The sequence below is a fragment of the Ohtaekwangia kribbensis genome (assembly GCF_042676245.1).
GTDB classification, from domain to species: domain Bacteria; phylum Bacteroidota; class Bacteroidia; order Cytophagales; family Cyclobacteriaceae; genus Ohtaekwangia; species Ohtaekwangia kribbensis.
Genome location: NZ_JBHTKA010000001.1, coordinates 683,665 through 705,682, shown reverse-complemented (window position 1 = coordinate 705,682; position 22,018 = coordinate 683,665). Strand labels below are relative to the sequence as shown.

The following is a 22,018-nucleotide window of genomic DNA, read 5'->3' as shown; positions in this document are numbered from 1 at the left end:
CCGGGTTTGGTTTCCGGTTGCTGTTTGACTTGACATACAGATATAGGATTAATGAATTAACTTTAGCGCCAATTTACACAAGTATTTTACATTCTTAGATTTTAAAAATGGAAGGTAGTAAAGTTGATCCGGAACTCGTAGAACAGCTTCGGAAGCTGCAAGCCAAGTACGATGCCATGGGACAAGACCTGTCGTCTTACCTCGATGGACTCCTGTACTCTGATTATCTCACCTACTGGGATTATATACACCTGGATACATTGCTAAGCCTGCAAAATCCGAAAACACAATTCCCGGATGAGAAGGTGTTCATCATGTATCACCAGATCACCGAATTATATTTTCAACTCATGCTGCACGAGTTGAAGCAGATCACGGAAAAAGAAAACCTGGATGAGAAATTTTTCATGGACCGGCTCGATCGCATCGTGCGGTACTTCCGTCACCTGGAGAATTCATTTGATATCATGGTGAAAGGAATGGAGCGCGAACAGTTCCTGAAATTCAGAATGGCGTTGTTACCGGCCAGCGGTTTTCAATCCGCGCAATACCGTCTCATCGAGATACATGCCACCGACATGATCAACCTGGTAAATATCAACGAGCGGGCTACTGTACAAACTGATGATATAGGCAGACTCCTGGAGAAACTATATTGGCGAAGTGGAGCAACTGAACTTGCATCCGGTAAGAAAACACTTACTCTGCAGCAGTTCGAGCAAAAGTATATGCCGGGTTTTTATGAAGCCGGTACAAAATTGAAAGACCGGAACCTGCGTCAGCTTTTTATAAAACACTTTGCATCCTCTCCGCGCAGAGATGAGATCGTTTCGAAACTTCGCGAGCTCGATACATTGTCCAATGTACTCTGGCCGCTCGCACACTTAAGATCCGCGGGACATTACCTGCATAAAGATCCGGAAGATATCAAAGCCACCGGTGGTACGAACTGGCAGAAGTACCTGCCACCGCGTTTCAGAAGAATAATTTTCTTTCCCGAGCTGTGGAGTGAAAAAGAAAAAGAGGAGTGGGGTAAAGCAGCGTTCGTGCACGAAACCGATTATTGAAATTATTCGTTCGAATAACAGATTAGAAATCCACCACACATGACACTGGAACAACTCATTGGCAATACACGTCTTATTGAACTGCAGCATATACCTGTAAATAAGCGCGTAACGATCTATGGTAAACTTGAAGGCGACAATCCGGGGGGGAGCGTAAAAGACCGTGCAGCCTACGGTATGATCAAAGGCGCATTAGAGCGAGGCGATATAAAACGTGGCGATAAACTGGTGGAAGCAACCAGCGGTAACACCGGTATAGCATTAGCGATGATTGCACGTTTGATGGGACTCGACATGACACTCATCATGCCCGATAACTCAACGCGCGAACGCGTTTTAGCGATGGAAGCATACGGAGCCAAAGTAATTCTTACACCTGCTTCGCGCACCATTGAGTACTCGCGTGAGTTGGCGGAAGAAATGGCTGCGAAAGAAGGCTATTTTATACTAAATCAATTTGGTAATGCCGATAACTATGGCATGCACTATAAAACAACCGGCCCGGAGATCTGGCGCGATACCGAAGGCAAAGTAACACACTTTGTTTCCGCGATGGGTACAACCGGTACGATCATGGGTGTATCGCGATTCCTCAAAGAGAAAAATCCAAAGGTACAGATCGTGGGGACACAACCTACCGATGGCTCTTGCATACCCGGTATACGCAGGTGGTCTCCGGAATTTCTTCCGAAGATATTTGAGCCGCAGCGTGTAGACCGTGTACTGGATGTGCGCGAAGAAGATGCCCGAACCTATACCAAACGACTCGCCCGCGAAGAAGGTATACTGGCCGGCATGAGCAGCGGTGGTGCATTAAGCGCTGCCATGAAAATAGCAAGTGAGATCGAGCAAGGCGTTATTGTCTTCATCATTTGCGATCGGGGCGATCGTTACCTTAGTTCCGATCTGTTCGCGTAACTATATAGTTAATAACCCGGTATATTTTTGCCGAGTATAATATTACGCTGGCAGATCAGTATACCTTGCTTGTTTCGTGTTAGTGTAATGATACCATTACCGCCACGTTTCTTTTGCTGGTTACGTTCTGCCGGCGAAAGCAATGGATCGTCCTCGAAGAGATACTCATCGATCCAGTATTCCTGTATGCCAGGTTCTTTAATAACCGGGTGAATGTGTGCCGGTATATTTTCGCCCGGGTAAGGCGCTGGCTTCAAGGTATAGAAAGTATACTTGCCATCGGCACCGGTCTTGATCCAGCCGCGTATATAGCCATGGCGTTTGGCCCATCCTTTTTCATTGCCACGTGTAGAATAATAGCCTTTCTGGTCGGTGTGGTAAATATATAGTATAATATCTTTAGCCGGAGTCCTGCCATCGCTCTGGTAGATCGTTCCGCTTACAATCATCTTCGGACCACTCTCGTGATAGTCGGGTAACGTGTCGGTCGATGTCAGTACTGTTTTACCATATTCAAATATAGCTTCACATCCTTCGCAACCATCACCAACGGGCCGCGACCCTCGCGTGTCTGGTGGCTGTGTACAAGCCGGTATTCCAAGCACGATAAGAATATAGAAAGTGATTGTAATAGTTTTCATGGTGTTGAGGGTTAGTTTGCTGGTAATTCATTGCTTAAATTCGGAAGGAACGATAGTTGTTTCAATAATTTCTGATGACCTGTTGATTTTGCTTGACGAAAAGTAATGTTGGGCCTATACGCGTAAACGGAAAAGCGCGACATTTGTAATGATCTTCTGATGGGTATGCATAAATTCTGGAAATATAGGATTGATCATGTACTGTTCTGGACAGCCACCGTTGGCTTCCACATGTATACCCGCAGGGAACTGTTGGCGTCAGCAGGATGGGAGCAGTTTATACTGGAGATCATAATCCGCAACGGACTGCTGGCAGCGATAATCTATACACACCTCGTCATTCTTATTCCCCGGCTGGCGCAGCGACAACGCATCGGTATATATGTTGTAGCGGTTATAGGGCTGATTGTGCTGTATGCGTTCGGAAAGAATGGCCACGATGTATACCTCTATAATCACCTGTCCGGTGCAGCACCGAAATCATTTTTTGATAATACATACTATAATATATCGATTGGTATTTTCTACCTGGCATTCAGCGTGGCATTGCATCTCAGTAAAGAATGGTATATCCAGCGAAAGCGCCTGCAGCAGATAGAAATTGAAAAACTCAATACAGAGCTGGAATACCTGAAGTCGCAGATTAACCCACATTTTGTATTTAATTCGATCAATACCATATTCTTCCAGATCGACAAACACAACACAACCGCACGTGAGACATTATCGCGCTTTTCGGAGATGCTGCGCTATCAATTGTACGAATGCAACGGTAGAGATATACCCATTGAGAAAGAGCTGATCTACCTGCAGAATTACATCGAACTTCAACGCCTGCGTAAAGACGATAACTATATCATAACTTTTCGCAGTGATGAAGGAGTGAAGAACTTTAACATCGCTCCGTTATTGATGATTGTATTTGTGGAGAACGCCTTCAAGCATGTCTCGAATTACAGCGATCGCAACAACGAGATCTCTATAGTACTGGAACGAAGTGACACTATCTTTACAATGAAAGTAGTAAATACCAAAGATTTCCATGTAAATGGAAAAACCGTAGGAGGGATCGGATTACGGAACGTAAAGAGACGACTTGATTTATTATATAACGGAAGTCACACGCTTCATATTCAGGATAGTGCCGGAATGTATAGCGTGGAGCTTTCGATTGGATTGAGAAGTAAGAAGTAATTTTACCCAGCAGCTTGCAGCCTGAAGCCACTCACAGCTTCTCATAGCTCGCAGCTCAAAGCTAATTATGAAACTAAACTGTCTCATTATTGATGACGAACCCATTGCCCGTAAAGGTATGGAGGAATACGTGAACGAAATAGATTTTCTTCACCTGGTAGACAAGTGCGAGAATGCTATCAAGGCTACCGCATATTTACGCGAGCATCCTGTTGATTTATTGTTGCTGGATATACACATGCCCAAGTTATCGGGTGTTGATTTTTTGAAGACGTTGAAAGATCCTCCCATGGTTATATTTACCACAGCGTATTCGGAGTATGCATTGGAAGGGTATTCGCTGGATGTGATCGATTACCTTGTGAAACCGGTGCCGTTCGATCGGTTTATGAAAGCAGCTTCCAAAGCACGCGACTTCTACCTGCTTCGGCACAAAGCGGCTGTTGAGGAGCAACCCTACTTTTTTATAAAGTGCGATGGTAAATACGAACGCATTCGCTTTGACGAGATACTATATATCGAGTCTCTTCAAAACTATATTGTTGTGCATACACCGGTGCGCAAATATATCACGTACCTTACGCTAAGCGTGATGGAAGAACAGTTGCCGGTCGGTAATTTTATGAAAGTGCACAAGTCGTTTATCATTGCTTTGGATAAAGTGAAATCTATTGACGGTAATGAAATGGTATTGCCGAACAGCGGCCGCGTACCGATCAGTCGCGCGCTAAAAGATGACGTGTTGAATCGCATCTTTGGTAATAATTTACTGAAGCGATAATTACCACTGGTGTAAACCCGTTTGAGAATCGCATCGGCTGCTGTAACTTCACCGGCAAAAAAAACTATATGCGTATAACCTCACTCTGCCTGGTATATTTTCTGTTGAGTACCGGCACTATTGTACTGGCACAAGATCCAACCCGTTTTGAAAAAGAAGTCACCACACTCATAGCATCCGATACAGCGGTCAGCAAAAAGAACCTGATTCTTTTTACTGGCAGCTCGAGCATTCGCTTCTGGGGAAATATAAAAGCATACTACCCGGAATATAATGTTGTAAACCGCGGCTTTGGTGGCTCACAGATGTCGGACCTCATCTACTATTTTGATAAACTGGTAACACCGTACGAAGCGAAGAAAATATTTATTTATGAAGGCGATAACGACCTGGGTACAGGTAAAACTCCGAAGCAGATCATCGCAGACGCAGATAGTGTATTGAAGCTGATCCGTTCAAAAGTATCGAAGAAAGTGCCGGTATATTTCATAACTCCTAAACCCAGTATAGCACGCTGGCATCTCAAAGATCAATATATAGCGTACAACAATCTGCTGAAAGAATGGGCTGGCCGTCAGAAAAAAGTAACTTACGTAGATGTGTGGACACCGCTACTGGATTCAGCCGGACAACCTCAGAAAGATATATTTATTGAAGATGGACTCCATCTCAACAAGAAGGGATACGAATTATGGTCGGCTGCTATCAAGCCGTACGTGCAATAGCAACGCTGTGAAATAAAATCCACACTTATAGGTTGTTCCGCCTGATTAGAAGGCGGAACAATTCTTTATCCTAATATAGAGAACTAAAATCTCTGTACTATGGATATCGAGAATGTTGCTAAAACACAATTAGACACTCGCCTTGCGAAGGCTAAACCAATAAAGTTAGGGTGGTCTGCTGATGAGACAGAACGTATATCCAGCGCCCTTAACGAATTGCTTGCAAACTATCAGGTTCACTATCAGAAACTCAGAAATTATCACTGGAATGTAAAAGGTAGTGACTTCTTCGACCTGCACCAGGAATTTGAAACACTCTATACGGAGGCAAATCAGAATATCGATGATATTGCTGAACGTATCCGAGTATTTGGTCATACACCGCTTAGTACATTGCGCGACTACCTCGAGCATTCGGCTATAAAAGAGACCGGTTCTGACCTTAGTTCCGAGGTTATGGCACGCGAAATACTCAGCGATTTCAGAATTTTGTTAGGATACCTGGTGAGTGTACTGAGCATTGCTTCCGAACAGGAAGATGCCGGTACAGAGCAGATAATTAAAGGGTATATTAAAAAAATAGAAAAGCATCACTGGATGCTCACAGCATTTCTTGCGAAATAAGGGAGCGTAATTGATTCGGTTAAAAGGAATAATTTTGTCAAAATTGCGTTCTGAATAAAAAGCGAGGAATGACTGAACGATTGTTGATCTATTTAAAGAATACCTGGAACAGATTTATTGCAATCTATAAAAGTCAGTCCCCTGTTAAAAGAGTTCTCTGCGCGGGAAGCATTTTAACAGGGGCTTTTCTTGTTGGTATAATTTCAATATATATGCTGGTATGGATCGGTGCCCTCGGCTCGCTTCCTGGTAAGGACGATCTGAAGGCTGTAGAAAACCCACTGGCAACCGAAGTATATAGCACCGACAGTGTATTGCTAGGAAAATACTTTATACAGGAACGTTCCAATATCCGCTATGAGGATTTACCGAAGCATCTCATCGATGCCCTGATCTCCACGGAAGATGTTCGCTTCTATAATCACGGTGCGGTCGATTCAAAAAGTGTGGTGCGCGTTATCGTGAAAACGATCATGATGCAGCAGGAATCTTCCGGGGGTGGCAGTACACTCACGCAGCAGCTCGCCAAGAATTTATATCCTCGCAAGGATTATTGGATGTTCTCCATGCTCATCAATAAGTTTCGTGAGATGATCGTTGCCTCGCGACTGGAAAATGTATACGATAAAAATGCTATACTCACGCTATACCTCAATACAGTGCCGTTTGGTGATAATACCTTTGGTATAGAAGCTGCCGCGCAACGATTTTTTTCCACGCACACAAAGGATCTTACGGTAGATCAATCGGCTGTCCTTGTCGGTATGCTCAAGTCAACCTATTTTTATAATCCGCGCGTATTTCCGGACCGTTCGCTGCAACGAAGAAATGTTGTGTTAGGACAAATGGAAAAGTACGGTAAACTTGAATCCGCAGCAGCCGAAAAATTCCGAAAGAAACAGGTGAAGCTTGCCTATAATAAGATTACGCACCATACCGGTCTGGCTCCGTACTTCCGCGAGTATATCCGGCCAGTATTGCGCGACTGGTGTAAGCAACACACCAAGCCAAATGGCGAGCCCTATAATTTATATACCGATGGACTGAAGATATATACTACCATCGATTCGCGACTGCAGCGATACGCCGAAGAAGCTGTAGCGCAACAAATGACTTCGCTTCAGAAATTATTTCTGGATCACTGGGGTAAACGGGATCCGTGGGGCAAACAAACCGGGCTGTTGGATGAAGCGATTCGTAAATCGGATCGCTATCAGAAACTTATTGAGGAAGGGAACACACACGAGGCTGCTATAAAAGTAATGAAGACTCCGATACTCATGAGTGTACTCACTTATAAAGGAGAGCAGGAGGTGATGATGAGTCCGGTCGATTCCATTAAACATTACCTGAAATTTTTGCAAGCCGGTGTATTGGCCATGGAGCCCAGACGCGGTGCTATACGCGTGTGGGTGGGAGGTATAAATCATCATTACTTTCAATACGACCACGTTCGCGAAAGCACGCGGAGACAAATCGGTTCAACGTTCAAACCAATCGTATATGCAGCTGCACTCGAACAAGGTGTAGAGCCCTGCGATTTTGTTTCTGCTGCACGAATCGAGTATAGTAATATGAACGGATGGAGTCCCGAGAATACAGAAGACAACTATGATCTGAAATATTCCCTCACCGGTGCACTGGCATACTCGGTAAACACCGTATCAGTACGCGTGCTTGAGCAAGCTGGTATCGATAATACAATTGCACTGGCCCGTAAGATGGGCATAGAAAGTGAATTGCCCGCGGTGCCTTCTATAGCATTGGGTGCAGCGAATATATCCATGATTGAAATGGTGCGTGCCTATGCATGCCTGGTGAATAACGGTAAAGCGGTGGAACCTTTTTATATCACAGCTATAGCCGATCAGCAAAACAAAGTACTCGAACGATTCAAACCGAACGTCAACACGCCTCAGGCTATGTCAGCCGATAATGCACGGATGATGGTACACATGCTAAAGCATACCATTAATGAAGGTACAGCATCCGGTATGCGCGGACGCTATGGTATAAATAACGACATGGCCGGCAAGACTGGAACAACACAATCAAATGCAGACGGTTGGTTTATGGCGATGACACCACACCTCGTAGTAGGCGCATGGGTAGGAGCAGACGATCCGCGCATCCGCTTCCGCTCTACTGCATTAGGACAAGGCGCACGCACGGCATTACCCATTGTGGCAACCATGTTCAAAAAGATAAATGCTAACAAAGAGTTAGGCTATATTAGTCGTGCACATTTCGCGTCACTGTCTCCCGAACTCGAAAGTCGGATTTCCTGCGATCTATACCGCTCCGATGAAAATATATTCGAGCGCATCTTCGGCAACAAGAATGAAGAAGAAGCAGAACAACCCCGCACCTTCAGTACCCGCAGCAGCCGAACACCACCCCGCGACCGCGATCGGAAAAAGAAGAATGGATTTTTCAGAAGACTCTTTGGGAAAGGCTAAGATGTTTTTGTTGTGTTGAAGTGTTTGGTGTTGATGTGTTGAGGTTGTTGAGTTCCTATATTTCTATGTTTTTTCTGCGTTGATCTGCATCCTCTGCGGGTTAGAAACTGTATTTATTTCTGTGTCTTTATAGTCAATCTGCGGGCTAAATAATTTTTTTTATCAATTTGTTTAACAAAATGTATAGAAATCACGTACATTAGTCTTACAAAATATATAGAAATGGGTAAAGAGTTTCTGGGTGAGTTTGAAGAGCTGGTGTTAACCATGGTGGGAGTGCTGGGTGAAGATGCTTATGGTAATGCCATTGTTACCGAGATAAAAGACCGCGTAGGACGCGATGTTAACCTCAGTGCCGTACACGTAACCCTCTATCGACTCGAAGATAAAGGATTGGTGAAGTCGCATATGGGAGGCGCTACCAACGCACGGGGAGGAAGACGCAAACGCATATTTACCATTACCAACGCAGGCCTTGCCATGCTTCGTGCCATGAAAGAAGCTCGTATGGATTTATGGAAATTGATTCCACAACTAAAGATTGCAGGAGGGTAAACTATGAAAGAGCTGAACGGAATTCCCCGTGTAGCACTTCGTTTTCTTGCCTGGTTTTGTCCTTCTGATTTACTGGAAGGTATAGAAGGTGACCTGCTCGAACGGTTTGAAGACGATATACCGGATATAGGCTTGCGTAAAGCACGCGGGCGACTGGTATGGACTGTCCTGTTGTTGTTCAGACCATCCATACTCTTAAGAAATAAATTTTCCTGGCGAATAATCAATGGCATTATGATACGTAATTATATCACTGTAGCATCGCGTAACATACTCAAACGCAAATTATACTCTTCCATCAATGCCTTCGGCCTCAGCATTGGTATAGCGTTCTGTATACTCATTTACCTCTTTATAAAAGACGAGCAAAGCTTCGACCAGTTTCATGTAAACAAAACGCATTTATACCGTATGTACAGCGAGGTATACGATGCAGGCCAGGCAGCCAACCCGGAATCAGATGGACCCTATAGAAAGATGTCGCAGATGCAACTCGCGCTGGCCCCGGTCATGAAAGCGGAATTACCCGAAGTGCAGTATGCTACACACTATTGTCAGAATAATACACTTTTCCGAAAAGATGACAAGATATTCCGCGAGTCTATAGTATATATAGATCCTGACTTTTTCAGCATGTTCTCGTTCCCACTGTTGAAAGGAAATGTTAAGCATCTGTTTCAGGGTAAAGATGAAATTGTACTCACACCAAAGCTGGCCGAAAAATATTTTGGTAACACAGATCCTTTAGGACAAGTACTGATTATTAACGACCGCCCCGTAACGGTTACCGGTATAATTGCAGAACCTCCTGCCAACTCAAGTCTTCAGTTCCAGGCGTTATTGCCTATTGAAGGTTGGGGACCCTATAATCAACATAATCTTGATAAATGGATGAACCTTGGTTTCGCCACGTTTGTACAGCTATATCCGGGAGCAGACTTGAACAACCTGCAGACCAAGCTCGCAGCATTGCGTGATAAATATATGACGGATGACCTGGTGCAATGGCGTGAACGCGATAAAGTTCCGGCTGCGTATGTTCCCTATAACATTGGTTTTACGAATATTACCGCGATACATCTTCAGAAAGATATCAGTTGGGACAAAGTGAGTGATCCCAAGTATGCCTGGATCCTGAGTGGTATAGCCCTGCTGATCCTCTTTATAGCCTGTATTAACTATATATCGCTGGCACTCACATCATCGGCACGCAGGAGGATGGAAGTTGGTATACGTAAAGTTGTAGGTGCTTATCGGAGACAGCTCGTTTACCAGTTTGCATTTGAATCGGTAATGCTCGCACTGTTGTCGATGTTCATCGGGTTCGGTCTCGTTACTTTATTTCTTCCTGCCTTCAATGAATTCACCGGTAAGAATATCAGCATTACTGCTACCGATGTTATTTCACTCAGCGGGATAAGCGTTGGTCTAACCGTGCTCGTGGGGTTGCTCGCAGGATGTTACCCAGCGCTATATCTGTCGGGCTTTCGGCCGGTGCAAGTGTTGAAAGGTGTATTTACTGCACGCTTGTCTGCGGGCTTTTCAAAACCATTGGTCGTATTTCAATTTGTACTATCTTCATTTCTTATCATCAGCTCGGTAGTAATGTATAGGCAGATGCGTTTTGTTACTACCAAAGACCTCGGGTATAATCAGCACCAGGTAATCGTAATTCCGACACAGGCTGGCTGGCGGGAGGATGGTAATAAAGTGGTCGAGCAGTTTCGTCAGCTCGCAGCGGGTAACCCATCCGTTGTGTCGGTAGCAGGTACGGACTATCCGTTTGCGGGCAATGACGGAATGGTCTATGGTTACCAGGTGAAAGGTGAAAACAAAGCGACACATGGTTTTAACATTGACACGTATTTCCTGAAGACATTAGGTATACAACTGGTGCAGGGACGGGATTTTGATATCAACAATCTTGCGGATACAGCCAAGACTATCGTGGTGAACGAAGCACTGGTGAAAGATATGGGCTGGACCGATCCGCTGAATGAGCATTTGAATTTTCACATGAGCGACCCGACAGCTATAGGCTCACGCGTGATCGGTGTCGTAAAAGATTTTCACTTTCTGTCGCTCGAAGAAAATATAAAACCCATGTTCTTCTCAATGGACAGGAATGACGGCAGTCTCCATCACATACTCGTACGCGTTACACCGGATAATATACCGGCTACGATCGAGCAGCTGCAAAAAGTTTTCAGAAGGATATCGCCTGATAAACCCTTTGAATATACTTTCCTGGATGATAATGTAGCGCGTCAGTATGCATCGTTCGATCGGTGGATGAACATCATGGCGTTCTCAACTACATTCGCAATCATCATCTCATGTCTAGGTCTTTTCGGACTCGCAGGTATAAATGCTGTCAATCGTACGAAGGAGATTGGTATCCGCAAAGTGATGGGTGCAGAAGTAATGAGCATCTTCATGATGCTGAACAAACAGTTTATCTGGTTATCGCTTATTGCATTTGCGTTGGCAACACCGCTGGCATGGTATGCCATGAGACGATGGCTTGGCAGTTTCCAGTTTCATATTGACCTGACCTGGTATTTGTTTGCTGCAGGCATGCTGTTAGGACTCCTGGTAGCATTGATGGCTGTGAGTTACCACGCGGTAAAAGCAGCTCGTGTTAACCCGGCAGACTCCTTGAAGTATGAGTAACGATACTGAACACACGACATCAACACCTACAGCCTGGCTTCGCGTGCTCGAATGGTTTTGTCCCGCTTACCTATACGAAGGCATTGAGGGCGATCTGCTCGAGCAATACGATGAAGACAGGGCCGCTGTCGGAAATAAAACAGCCAACCGAAGGCTCAGGTGGAACGTGATACGTTTTTTTCGTCCAGGTATTTTACTGCGAAACCGATTTTCAATACGCTTAATAAAAGGATATATGCTCCTCAATTATTTTAAGATCATGATACGTTCGATGGCGAAACGCAAAGTATACTCAGCCATCAATATCTTCGGGCTTACTATGGGCATTTCATTTGCCTTGCTGATCGGTATATTTATAGCGGGTGAGTTGCAGACCAATCAGCAACTTACATCCGTTGACAGACTATATCTGATGCGCAGTAACAACCTGGAAGCCGCTAACCAGGTTCCGCTGTTCTCGCCATCACCATTGGCACGCCTCATCAAAGAAGAGTACCCGACACTGGTAGAGAATTTCTATCGCTGCAGTGATCGTAACATAACAATATCAAAAGACGATAAACATTTTCGCGTTCAGAGTCTCATTGGCGATTCTACTTTTCTTTCCATGTTCGGGTTCCCCTTGTTGCATGGCAATGTCGGTACTGCACTCAACGAACCGCGATCCATTGTTGTTACAGCAAAAATTGCCAGGCAGTATTTTGACCGGACCGATGTGGTAGGAGAGATGCTTACACTTGCAACCGAGAAAAATGGGAATCAGCAATATACCGTTACCGGAGTGCTGGAAGATTGGAAGCCTAACACCGTGACTAATTTACGAGACATGAACGCTCAGGTATTTCTGCCGATTCATAGTCTCAAAGATTTTAACGGCTTTGACCCCGAAGCATGGACTGGTGTACAAATGATAAGCTATATCCGCAAAACACCAGTGGCTTCTGAAGATGCGATCATAGAAGCGTTTACTTCGCTGTTAAAAAACAAAGCTCCCGCGAACGTGCAGAGTAATTTGAAAATGGCCATTGATGGATTGGATGATTATCACCTGGTGTCCGATAATGGCCTGAAAAAAAAACTGGTAATGACCTTGTCCATTATAGCTATTTTCATTCTGTTGTTGGCCGTTATCAATTTCATAAATATTACAATTGGCAACTCGAATGTGAGACTGAAAGAGATTGGTGTGCGAAAAGCTATAGGAGGTATACGCGAACAGGTAACAACACAATTTCTCAGCGAGTCACTGGTGATGACTTTTGTTGCTACCGCGTTGTCGCTGGGGTTGTATGAATTGTTGCGTACCTATGCCGGCAATATAGTAGGTACTTCTTTGCTATCTGTAATTGAATTCCCGGTGTCATATTGGTTGTTTATAGGTGTTGTTATGCTGGCTACCGGTATAGCTGCCGGTATATACCCTGCGTTTTTTCTCGCGTCCTATAAAACACTGGAGTCGCTTAAAGGTAAATTGAAAGCAGGCAAGGGGAATATAGCCTTATCGCGGTCGCTTATCAGTATACAGTTCCTGCTGGCCATTGGTGTCTTTACGGCTGCGATCATCATCACGCAACAGGTGTCTTATTTCCTTGAAAAGGATTTAGGTTATGACAAGTCAATGGTGCTAACCGTTTCATCCGTGCCCCGCGATTGGACACCCGAAGGTTTTAACCGGATGGATGCTGCCAAACTTCAGTTTCAGCAGGTGCCATCAGTGCAATCGGTAAGCCTCTCGTGGGATATACCCAACGGTAACTTTGGTGTTGTAGCAGAACTATACCGGCAAGGCAAACAACCGGAGGAAGGAGTTGGTATGCCTATATTAATGGCTGATGAAGACTATCGCGATACCTATCAATTTAATATGCTGGCCGGAACATTCTTTCAGCCGAAAGGACAGGTACAGCAGCCGGATGATATGGTGATTAATGAATCAGCACAGAAAGCGCTTCAGGTACAGGTAGGCGATAAGGTTCAGTTGAAGGGTGTACCGATTGCGTTTCGGGTTGTAGGTGTTATGAAGGACTTTAATTTCTTCTCGTTGCATCAGCAGGTAAAGCCGCTCGTGTTTATGAATACACGCAATAATTTATTCCCGGCTTTCCGTTATTTCTCGTTCCGGTTGCAGCCCGGAAATATAGCGCAGTCTGTAGAAGACGTGGAGCAACGCTGGAAGGAAGTCTTTCCCAACGACCCGTTTGAGTATGCCTTCATGGATCAGAACCTGGAGAAGCTATATAAGACCGAAATACAAATGAAGAAAGCAGCAGGCTTCGCCACGGTACTCATGTTGCTTATTGTGTTGCTCGGTGTGCTGGGACTTGCCTCACAAAGTGTAACGAGACGAACCCGGGAGATTGGCATTCGCAAAGTACTCGGGGCTAGTGTCTCCAATGTACTGGTGTTGATAGCACGCGAATTTATATGGCTCATCACGGTCGCCCTGCTGGTAGCCATACCGTTGACATACTATTTTGTAGAGCAGTGGCTTAGCGCTTTTGCGTATCGTATCGATCTTCAATGGTGGATGTTTGTCTTACCCGGTATATTGGTATTCACCATCGTATTGCTGGTAGTGAGTGGACAATCGCTGAAAGCTGCATTGTCCAATCCGGTTGAATCCTTGCGAATAGAGTAAGCCGTTCATTATGCAGAAGCCTGATCCTCGTACATCGTCACCACCGTCCTTCGCCAGGAAATTCCTGGAGTGGTTTTGCCCGCCTTTCTTATACGAAGGTATTGAAGGCGATTTGATGGAAGAGTTTGATACTGACGTTGAGGAGCTCGGAGAGAAGCGTGCGCGCAGAAGGTATATATTCAATGTTGTACGATTCTTCCGGCCGGAGATCATTCTTCGGAATAAATTGTCACTGCAAATAATGAACACCATTATGATTGGAAATTATATTAAAGTTGCTTCACGTAACATCGCCAGGCGTAAACTCTACTCGTTTATCAATGCCTTCGGATTGAGTGTGGCCATTGCATTCTGCACGCTTATATATTTGTTCGTTCAGGATGAACGGAGCTTCGACCAGTTTCATGTCAATAAAGACTATATATACCGTATTCACGACACCGACTTTAATCCTGACAAGTATAAAAAAGGCGAAGCAGATCCGTATGATCGTTTTGCTTATTTACCGGCACCGCTGGGAACAACTGCGCTGGCTGAACTCGCGGAGGTGCAATACATGACACGCTTTAGCCAGGGCGAAGGTGTGATGCGATACCGCGACAAGATATTTAAACAAAGATATGCCAACGCAGATAGTGGCTTCTTCAAGATGTTTTCGTTCCCGGTGTTAGCGGGCGACCATGCGCATCTGTTTCGAAACTTGTCTGACGCGGTGTTGACTCGTGAGACTGCAAAAAAGTATTTTGGTGATGAAGATCCGATCGGTAAGATTTTTACCATTGATGTGAATGGCGAGAAGACCATGCGGGTGGCAGCTGTTATCGAAGCTCCTCCGGCTAATTCAAGTATACAATTTGAAATGATTCTGCCGATTGAAATGAATCCGTGGTTTATAGGTAATCGTGAACGTTGGTCCAATTATTCGTATCCGACTTTTATACAGGTATATCCTGACACCAAAACAGAATCTCTCCAGGATAACCTGAACAGGCTATATCAGAAATATGTGCCGGAAGAAACCCGGGAATGGCGTGAACGAAATTTAGTGCCCGGCTTTAAACCGTATGAGTATGGAGTTACCGCTTTGTCGGATATACATTTACGAAAGGATGTGGACTGGCAGAAAGTAAGTGATCCGCAATATTCGTGGATACTGGGTGGTATAGCCGTGCTCATTTTGGTGATTGCCTGCATTAACTATATATCGCTGGCGCTGACTACATCAGCTTCGCGAAGAATTGAAGTAGGTATACGCAAAGTAGTGGGAGCATACCGAAAGCAGCTGGTGCAACAATTCGGTTTTGAGTCCATTGTGTTGGCGCTGATCTCAATGATGATCGGTCTTGGACTCGTTGCAATTTTTCTTCCCTACTTTAATGATTTTACCGGTAAAGAAATAGTCTTTACTGCCGCGAGTATATTTCAGGTAGCAGGAGTCGCTTTGGCGCTTTCGATAGTGGTAGGTGTGCTGGCAGGTATATATCCTTCGCTGTATCTCTCTGGATTTCTTCCTGCATCCGTTCTCAAAGGTACATTTACATCGCGGTTGCAGGCAGGCTTTACTAAACCATTGGTTGTATTTCAGTTCTTTCTCTCGGCATCCATGATTATTTGTTCAGTTATTATGTACCGGCAGATGAAGTATGTCACCACCAAGGATCTTGGCTTTGATAAAGAGCATGTCGTGGCGGTGGGCACACAAACGGGTTGGAACGTGCAGGCCGATCGCGCAGTAGAACAATTCAGGAATGCTGTTAAAAACGATCCCGTTATACTTCATGTTGCAGGTGCTAACTTTTCTTTTGATGGCGGATGGTCACGCAATGGCTTTAAGATAAACGGCGAAGACAAGAATGCGTATGTATACCGTGTTGATCCGGAATATATACCGTTGCTCGGTATTGAACTGAAAGAAGGACGTAATTTTGATTCGCAGCTGGCATCGGACAGCAATGCGCTTATCGTGAATGAAGCGTTTGTTGCGCACATGAATTGGACCGATCCGTTGCAGGAGCATCTGAACTGGAAGGAGGATTCGACAGGGCAAGGTGCAAAGATCATTGGTGTTGTAAAAGACTATCATTTTCTTTCGCTGGAACGGAAGATCGAGCCGATGTTTATGTCGATCAATCAAAAAGATGTCGGGTATACAACAACGATTCTCATACGACTGGCCGCAGGCGATATATCTGAAAATATAGCACACGTTCAGGACACCTGGACGCGTTTATTCCCCGACAGACCTTTTGATTATTCCTTTGTAGATGAGGAGGTGGCACGACAGTACGAATCGTATACCCGCTGGCTTAACATCATGGCGCTGTCTACTGCGTTTGCTATTGTTATTGCCTGTTTAGGACTCTTTGGTCTGGCTGGTATAAATGCGCTGAACCGTACACGCGAGATCGGCATTCGCAAAGTAATGGGCGCTGAACTAACCAGTATATTTGTACTGCTGAACCGTGAATATATAGCGCTCGCCCTGATAGCTTTTGTGTTTGCAACACCAGTTTCCTGGTATATCATGACGCGCTGGTGGCTGGCCGATTTTCAATTCCAGACAGAAGTAGGATGGGAGTTGTTTGCTATGTGCATGCTGGGAGGTTTAGCGCTGGCACTGCTTACCGTAAGCTACCATGCGATAAAGGCCGCACTGATAAATCCGGCTACTACATTAAAGCACGAGTGACCCGATGATACACGGATTTTCCACTTGGTTGAAAGTGCCTATAGTATTTTTTTCCAAAAACGGTTATTATTTAATGTGAACAGTCGGTTACTGCCTTTTTTATTTTGCGGTACAATGGCTATATTTATAGATGTACCTACAAAAAAAGCAAAGCGTATGAAAAAACTTTTATCATGGGGACTTCTGGTATTGGCGGGTCTTCCTTTTTTATCCTCGTGTGGAGGTGATGATGATGAGACTCCGAAAGCAGGGATTTCGTTCGAAGTTACGGAAGACGAAGTAACAGAGTCAGATGGAACAGAAAGCTCAATTCACCCCGATTTGACCTCGCTGGGAGAGGGGCGGGATATTGAGGTTAAAATAGTTTTTGACAGAGAAACAGCCGATGTTGCTGTAATTAAATATGACGTCAGTGGATCAGCTGTTCTTACCAACCCATCCGGTAGCGCTGTAAACGACTACACATTGGTTGCAGGAGATGGTATATCGGATCTTGATGATGATCAATTTACCGTTGAGAAGGGTGTAACGGAGGCTACAATCATTGTGAGACTCTACGAAGATTTCTCATTTGAGTACGATGATACAGACGGACTGAATGAGACTGTTGAATTGGAACTTCAATCGGTGGTTTCTGGTCCGGTGCAATTGGCTGAGCAAAAAACCAGCTATACATTAACAGTGGTAGAAGATGATCCGGTTATTCTGTTGCAATGGGCAGTAAACGGCAGTATGGAAACAGCTGATGTAAATGCGGTGGACATGGATTTATTTGTTTGGCTGGACGGTGATGAAGTTAATTCATCAACATACGACAATACAGCCGGTACACAAGAATTGCCCTATGAAGGATTATATATACCGGCCGGTTTTCCGGATGGAACGTATGGACTGAGTTACACATACTTTAGTGGGGAATCTGATGATGTAGATTTTGTATCCATCATGTTCGGTACACTGAATGGAGAGACTTACTCCTACGATGAAGAAGATGATTACCTTACATTTCAGGGCACTTATACTACGGCAAACATCAATAAATATACCGAGACTGAAATCGCTCCGAAAATTGTTCAGACCATGGTGAAAGATGGTATTAACTTCAAGGATATATCTTCGATCGAAGAACCGGCAGAGGGAAGCCGCGTAGGCAAACAGGAGAAAGTGAAAATACCGGCTGCTGTTTTCAAATCACTGCGTAGATTCGAATTGCCAGCGAAGACGGGTCAAAGAAGATAACGTTCAATCCCACGCAAAATAAAATGGTCTGCATTCCATGTGAGAATGCAGACCATTTTATTTTATTCGTCTGCTGTAATTCTTTAATTCGCATTCACAAACACAAAGCTCCAGCCGGTACAAGGGTTGTTGAATTCATACCGGTCTGTAAACAACTCAAATACATAGGTGTTATCACCTTCCGTGAGTTTATCGAGGTATATATTTATATTGTCCATCTCAACTTCAGTTACCGGGTTGCCGAGCGTAAAAATGCCCGGCTCAAAATTGAAGACTATATTGTTGTCGTTGAGGACAGGATTGAATTTACGATATACAAATGTTTGCGTGTTGTCGCTGTTGATGATGGTAAAGCCTATACCGTATAGTCGTGTTCCATCGTTCAGTTGTGCGTTATAGAATAAATCCATTTCAACAGCACCCGGCAGGTCTTGTTGAATGGCGCTGGAAGCAGAGGAACCGTTGTCGATAATAAAGCTCAGCGGGCTATAGTAGAAATTGGAATTTGTAGCGAAGAGTTTACCGGTTGCATTCTGAAGCGTTGTTTCCAATACTACCGGCAGGTTTGAGTTGGTAACACCGGTATAGGTATGTGTCTCAATCGGGTTCGTGCAGATGTTTATAGAAGCATCTCCGAAGGAGGTAAGTAAAATACTTTTTAGAGATATACTTACACCCGCGAAAGTTCCGGCTAAACGCGTGTCAAAAACAAGCGAGTCACCTTTAATGGTATAGCCTGTGGTAAAGTCGATCGCCTGTACTGCTGCCGTGTTAGACTTCTTTACGGCTGATCCAATATCAACGGTTCGTTTTGCTTCATCAAGCGCCAGGAATAAAATCAGGTCGCGGGTATCAAATGTAAGTCTAAAGGAAGAGCTGAAGATGTCGAGGTCATCGCTCATGTCGTTCAGGTTACTCGATAACTCAGTGCCCAGTAAATTTACATCCGATGCCTGGGCAGCCTCGAATAAAATAGTAGTTGGCGTAGAGAGATCCGATTTACTGCTGAACACCAGTGCTCCATCGGGAGTCTTGTTTACATAATTGAATTCAAACTCGGCACCAAACGTAGCCTGATCCTGCTCAAACAGAAAACTGAAGAATGAATAATTCTGAATGATCAACTCCAGTCCTAATGAATTATCGATGCGGTAGGTAATGGTTTGATTGTAGAACTCACCGTCATTGGACCCAAGGTCGGTTCTGATATTTACTTTATTGTCATCGGTAAATTTCATGAGTACATAAAATGAACCTGACCCCGCTTCCGGTCTGTATTTTACGCGCCATCCGTTGGCAGGCGCGGTAAGATCAGCTTTCAGTGCAGCGATGGCTTCAGCAGCACGTTCATCGGCAGATTTATCAAATACATTAATATCATCATCCTTACAAGACGACAATACGAGGATCAGCGCAGTTATATAGTATAAAACTTTTTTCATCGTCAGAATTTCGCTTGAATGATATCCCGTACACTTAACAAATTAACACCTGTATACTGTTCGTAGTGAGCGATGATGGCGTTGTATTTTCTGCGGATCAATGCTCTCCCGGCATTACGCGCCAGGCAATCCGATGTAGTGCAGTTCGTTTCATAATTGTAATACCGCTCGTAGAATTCCGGATAGTATAACAAGTGCGCTACTGTTTCGGCAAAGTCTTCATTGAACGAGCTGGTGGCATACGGAGAGACAAAGCCACGTTGCAAAGCTTCTTCGTCTGTTAGATTATACCATGAACCCGCAGATGTATAGCCCTGTGGTGATATTTCCTTGAAGTTCGGAGGCAAGTTGTATCGCTGGTGTACAATGTGGGCAAACTCGTGATATATAGTTCCCAACTGGCGGAATACCCAGTTTATATTATCAATGTCAATGTCATTTACTTCCGTGAGTGTAATGCGTGCACCGGCATCTGCAGTACCCAATGTTACCGTACCATCCGAGTTATAGATGGTAGAGCCGATAAAAATTACTTCAGCCGGCACGTGCTTGGTAAAGAACACTTCACCGTTTTCTACTTGTTTAAACGGTTCAATCCAGTATTCCGTCAGGAAGTCAAGCATTGGTTCAACCAATTCGCGTTTGGGAGGTGTTACGCGTTTATCCGGATCTACATAGCGATCTACATAGGTATACCGAACCGCTACACCGTACTTGTCGGTAAAATTAGCCTGGATATACTCATCCAGTTCGTCATCGGATGGTTCATGTGTTTTAAGGGGTGCATCTACGCTTTCATCTTTGTAACACGAAGTTACCAGCGTACTGACGGTGATGAAGAGAAGTGCTATCAGTTTTGTTTTCATTTCTTCACGATCTATAGTCTCTGTTCAATTCCTGTATTAGCGTGGGTTCGGTTCCAGTCCACCGATATCTATAGCGGCCTGTGGTATTTGTAGTAGCTGGCGATCGTCATCGGCATCCAGTTCAATGGTGCTGCCATCCGCGAGTACGTGCGTTACCGGTATCTGGAAACGCTTGATGTCGAACCAGCGCAATCCTTCGTGCATAAATTCTTTTCTGCGTTCGTCCAGTATAAAGTAAAATGCGTTGAGGCGATCGTTGGTTGTGCCGTAGTAATTCCGGAGTGTGGTGGTATTTATGATACGAGTTCCATCGTAACGCTTGTTCACCATTACCTGCAGGTCTGCAAGAGCCTGGCTTAACTTGTTGTCGAATATATAGGCCTCGGCACGATTCAGTAAAACCTCTTCGCCACGGAAGGCCGGCATAATGGTATAGTATAACCCAACGTTGGAGGTTAAGCTAGAGCGCTCGAACAGGAACTCATATTTAGCAAGAGCAAGTCCATTGTTACCACGAACAAATATAGGGTAACGCACACTGATACGAACATCGTTGGCGTTCCACGGGTTAGGATCGATTATGCCAAACAACAATTGCTGGTCAGGCCAGAAGCCTACATTTACCGGGTAATTGGTTACGTTCCGGATCATGAGTAAATTGCTCTGATCAGTAGGAGAGGCATAGGAACGAATGAAGTCCTCCGAGTCTGCACTCTGCGCCAGCAGTGTCGCTATATCTTTAATGAATACATCCGGATCCGCTCCGAGCATCTCCGAGCTATATTCAATACATTTCTTATAGTCGCCTTTGAAAAGATAGAAGCGCGAAGCAAAAGCAAGGGCACCGTTTCGTGTAAAGTGATATTTACCGGAGTTGGCGTAGAAACTTTCATCCACGAGCTCAAGTCCATCCAGCAAGTCATCTTCAATTTTATCATATACATCTTCCACCGAAGCGCGGGTATATTTCTTGATGAACTCAGTTTCCGGTTCTTCTACATACGGTATACCCAGGTCATCATCGGCAGTGTCCTCATTGAAATGTTTGGCAAATAGGTTTACCAGCATGAAGTGACCGTAAGCGCGGGTAAGCAGCGCTTCACCTTTCACAGCTTTCTTGCGGGCTTCATCACCGGGCAGGTTATCGATCACAGCCAGAACTTCATTGGCATGTGCAATAGCATCGTAGGTAGAGGTCCAGAAGTTGCTCGGTGTATCCTGGTTTATACTGGTAACTTCTTCCCATTCATAGAGCTGAACGTGCTCCGTTAGTTTGGTAGTGCCCGTGGTAAAGGTAACATTATCGCCCATCCACTCGGTAAAGGTATAGGCAGCACTGGAGTATGCATTGGTAAGAAGCTGGGCAGCCTTTTCAGGCGTGTTCAGCTCTACGCGGTTATCCGGATTTTCTTCGAGGTAATTATCGCATCCCGTCAGAATAACAATGCCGGTTATCAGTATACTGATTTTTGTAAAGAAGGATTTGTTCATATACTATATATCCTTG

16 protein-coding genes are annotated in these 22,018 nt (G+C 44.6%); 12 read left to right on the top strand and 4 right to left on the bottom strand.

What is annotated here, in order from left to right:
- The first annotated feature begins 107 nt into the window (after positions 1 to 107).
- Complete coding sequence (locus tag ACFQ21_RS02875) at positions 108 to 1,067, top strand: tryptophan 2,3-dioxygenase family protein (RefSeq protein ID WP_377574566.1); 960 nt, start codon at positions 108 to 110, stop codon at positions 1,065 to 1,067.
- A gap of 39 nt (positions 1,068 to 1,106) precedes the next feature.
- Positions 1,107 to 1,985, top strand: a complete 879-nt coding sequence (gene cysM / locus ACFQ21_RS02870) for a cysteine synthase CysM (protein ID WP_377574564.1) — start codon at positions 1,107 to 1,109, stop codon at positions 1,983 to 1,985.
- 8 nt (positions 1,986 to 1,993) lie between these two features.
- On the opposite strand, the gene ACFQ21_RS02865 is transcribed toward cysM, so the two are convergent.
- Positions 1,994 to 2,626 (bottom strand): dioxygenase family protein, encoded by a 633-nt coding sequence (locus ACFQ21_RS02865; RefSeq protein WP_377574561.1) that lies wholly within the window; start codon positions 2,624 to 2,626, stop codon positions 1,994 to 1,996.
- 165 nt (positions 2,627 to 2,791) lie between these two features.
- On the opposite strand from ACFQ21_RS02865, the gene ACFQ21_RS02860 reads away from it, so the two are divergent.
- The 10 genes from ACFQ21_RS02860 (at position 2,792) to ACFQ21_RS02815 (ending at position 18,203) form a co-directional block, all read left to right on the top strand.
- Entirely contained in the window at positions 2,792 to 3,820 is a 1,029-nt protein-coding gene (locus ACFQ21_RS02860; protein ID WP_377574559.1) for a sensor histidine kinase, read from the top strand.
- 67 nt (positions 3,821 to 3,887) lie between these two features.
- Positions 3,888 to 4,601 carry a LytR/AlgR family response regulator transcription factor gene (locus ACFQ21_RS02855; protein WP_377574557.1) on the top strand — a complete coding sequence of 238 codons (714 nt, stop codon included), beginning with the start codon at positions 3,888 to 3,890 and terminating at the stop codon, positions 4,599 to 4,601.
- Positions 4,602 to 4,669: 68 nt separating this feature from the next.
- Positions 4,670 to 5,326, top strand: coding sequence for an SGNH/GDSL hydrolase family protein (locus tag ACFQ21_RS02850; protein WP_377574554.1), 657 nt, complete (start codon positions 4,670 to 4,672; stop codon positions 5,324 to 5,326).
- A gap of 99 nt (positions 5,327 to 5,425) precedes the next feature.
- Positions 5,426 to 5,950 carry a Dps family protein gene (locus ACFQ21_RS02845; RefSeq protein ID WP_377574551.1) on the top strand — a complete coding sequence of 175 codons (525 nt, stop codon included), beginning with the start codon at positions 5,426 to 5,428 and terminating at the stop codon, positions 5,948 to 5,950.
- Between the two features lie 212 nt (positions 5,951 to 6,162).
- Positions 6,163 to 8,409, top strand: a complete 2,247-nt coding sequence (locus ACFQ21_RS02840) for a transglycosylase domain-containing protein (RefSeq protein WP_377574548.1) — start codon at positions 6,163 to 6,165, stop codon at positions 8,407 to 8,409.
- A gap of 222 nt (positions 8,410 to 8,631) precedes the next feature.
- Positions 8,632 to 8,964 (top strand): PadR family transcriptional regulator, encoded by a 333-nt coding sequence (locus tag ACFQ21_RS02835; protein WP_377574546.1) that lies wholly within the window; start codon positions 8,632 to 8,634, stop codon positions 8,962 to 8,964.
- Between the two features lie 3 nt (positions 8,965 to 8,967).
- Positions 8,968 to 11,637, top strand: a complete 2,670-nt coding sequence (locus ACFQ21_RS02830) for an ABC transporter permease (protein ID WP_377574543.1) — start codon at positions 8,968 to 8,970, stop codon at positions 11,635 to 11,637.
- Positions 11,630 to 14,275, top strand: a complete 2,646-nt coding sequence (locus tag ACFQ21_RS02825) for an ABC transporter permease (RefSeq protein ID WP_377574540.1) — start codon at positions 11,630 to 11,632, stop codon at positions 14,273 to 14,275. Before ACFQ21_RS02830 ends, ACFQ21_RS02825 begins: the two co-directional genes overlap by 8 nt.
- Positions 14,276 to 14,285: 10 nt before the next feature.
- Complete coding sequence (locus tag ACFQ21_RS02820) at positions 14,286 to 16,964, top strand: ABC transporter permease (RefSeq protein WP_377574538.1); 2,679 nt, start codon at positions 14,286 to 14,288, stop codon at positions 16,962 to 16,964.
- 156 nt (positions 16,965 to 17,120) lie between these two features.
- Complete coding sequence (locus tag ACFQ21_RS02815) at positions 17,121 to 18,203, top strand: hypothetical protein (protein ID WP_377574535.1); 1,083 nt, start codon at positions 17,121 to 17,123, stop codon at positions 18,201 to 18,203.
- Positions 18,204 to 18,286: 83 nt separating this feature from the next.
- On the opposite strand, the gene ACFQ21_RS02810 is transcribed toward ACFQ21_RS02815, so the two are convergent.
- The 3 genes from ACFQ21_RS02810 to ACFQ21_RS02800 are packed head-to-tail and all read right to left on the bottom strand — an operon-like array spanning position 18,287 to position 22,002.
- Positions 18,287 to 19,645, bottom strand: a complete 1,359-nt coding sequence (locus tag ACFQ21_RS02810) for a DUF4302 domain-containing protein (protein ID WP_377574532.1) — start codon at positions 19,643 to 19,645, stop codon at positions 18,287 to 18,289.
- Between the two features lie 2 nt (positions 19,646 to 19,647).
- Positions 19,648 to 20,511, bottom strand: a complete 864-nt coding sequence (locus tag ACFQ21_RS02805) for a putative zinc-binding metallopeptidase (RefSeq protein ID WP_377574529.1) — start codon at positions 20,509 to 20,511, stop codon at positions 19,648 to 19,650.
- Positions 20,512 to 20,547: 36 nt separating this feature from the next.
- Positions 20,548 to 22,002: a RagB/SusD family nutrient uptake outer membrane protein gene (locus tag ACFQ21_RS02800; protein WP_377574527.1), complete on the bottom strand. Its 1,455-nt coding sequence runs from the start codon at positions 22,000 to 22,002 to the stop codon at positions 20,548 to 20,550.
- Positions 22,003 to 22,018 lie beyond the last annotated feature (16 nt).

What these genes read in the sequence shown, in the direction of transcription:
- ACFQ21_RS02815 (WP_377574535.1), top strand. Translation starts at nt 17,121, where the DNA reads ATGAAAAAACTTTTATCATGGGGACTTCTGGTATTGGCGGGTCTTCCT.
- ACFQ21_RS02800 (WP_377574527.1), bottom strand. Translation starts at nt 22,002, where the DNA reads ATGAACAAATCCTTCTTTACAAAAATCAGTATACTGATAACCGGCATT.
- cysM (WP_377574564.1), top strand. Translation starts at nt 1,107, where the DNA reads ATGACACTGGAACAACTCATTGGCAATACACGTCTTATTGAACTGCAG.
- ACFQ21_RS02820 (WP_377574538.1), top strand. Translation starts at nt 14,286, where the DNA reads ATGCAGAAGCCTGATCCTCGTACATCGTCACCACCGTCCTTCGCCAGG.
- ACFQ21_RS02845 (WP_377574551.1), top strand. Translation starts at nt 5,426, where the DNA reads ATGGATATCGAGAATGTTGCTAAAACACAATTAGACACTCGCCTTGCG.
- ACFQ21_RS02855 (WP_377574557.1), top strand. Translation starts at nt 3,888, where the DNA reads ATGAAACTAAACTGTCTCATTATTGATGACGAACCCATTGCCCGTAAA.
- ACFQ21_RS02865 (WP_377574561.1), bottom strand. Translation starts at nt 2,626, where the DNA reads ATGAAAACTATTACAATCACTTTCTATATTCTTATCGTGCTTGGAATA.
- ACFQ21_RS02875 (WP_377574566.1), top strand. Translation starts at nt 108, where the DNA reads ATGGAAGGTAGTAAAGTTGATCCGGAACTCGTAGAACAGCTTCGGAAG.
- ACFQ21_RS02810 (WP_377574532.1), bottom strand. Translation starts at nt 19,645, where the DNA reads ATGAAAAAAGTTTTATACTATATAACTGCGCTGATCCTCGTATTGTCG.
- ACFQ21_RS02850 (WP_377574554.1), top strand. Translation starts at nt 4,670, where the DNA reads ATGCGTATAACCTCACTCTGCCTGGTATATTTTCTGTTGAGTACCGGC.
- ACFQ21_RS02830 (WP_377574543.1), top strand. Translation starts at nt 8,968, where the DNA reads ATGAAAGAGCTGAACGGAATTCCCCGTGTAGCACTTCGTTTTCTTGCC.
- ACFQ21_RS02860 (WP_377574559.1), top strand. Translation starts at nt 2,792, where the DNA reads ATGCATAAATTCTGGAAATATAGGATTGATCATGTACTGTTCTGGACA.
- ACFQ21_RS02835 (WP_377574546.1), top strand. Translation starts at nt 8,632, where the DNA reads ATGGGTAAAGAGTTTCTGGGTGAGTTTGAAGAGCTGGTGTTAACCATG.
- ACFQ21_RS02840 (WP_377574548.1), top strand. Translation starts at nt 6,163, where the DNA reads ATGCTGGTATGGATCGGTGCCCTCGGCTCGCTTCCTGGTAAGGACGAT.
- ACFQ21_RS02825 (WP_377574540.1), top strand. Translation starts at nt 11,630, where the DNA reads ATGAGTAACGATACTGAACACACGACATCAACACCTACAGCCTGGCTT.
- ACFQ21_RS02805 (WP_377574529.1), bottom strand. Translation starts at nt 20,511, where the DNA reads ATGAAAACAAAACTGATAGCACTTCTCTTCATCACCGTCAGTACGCTG.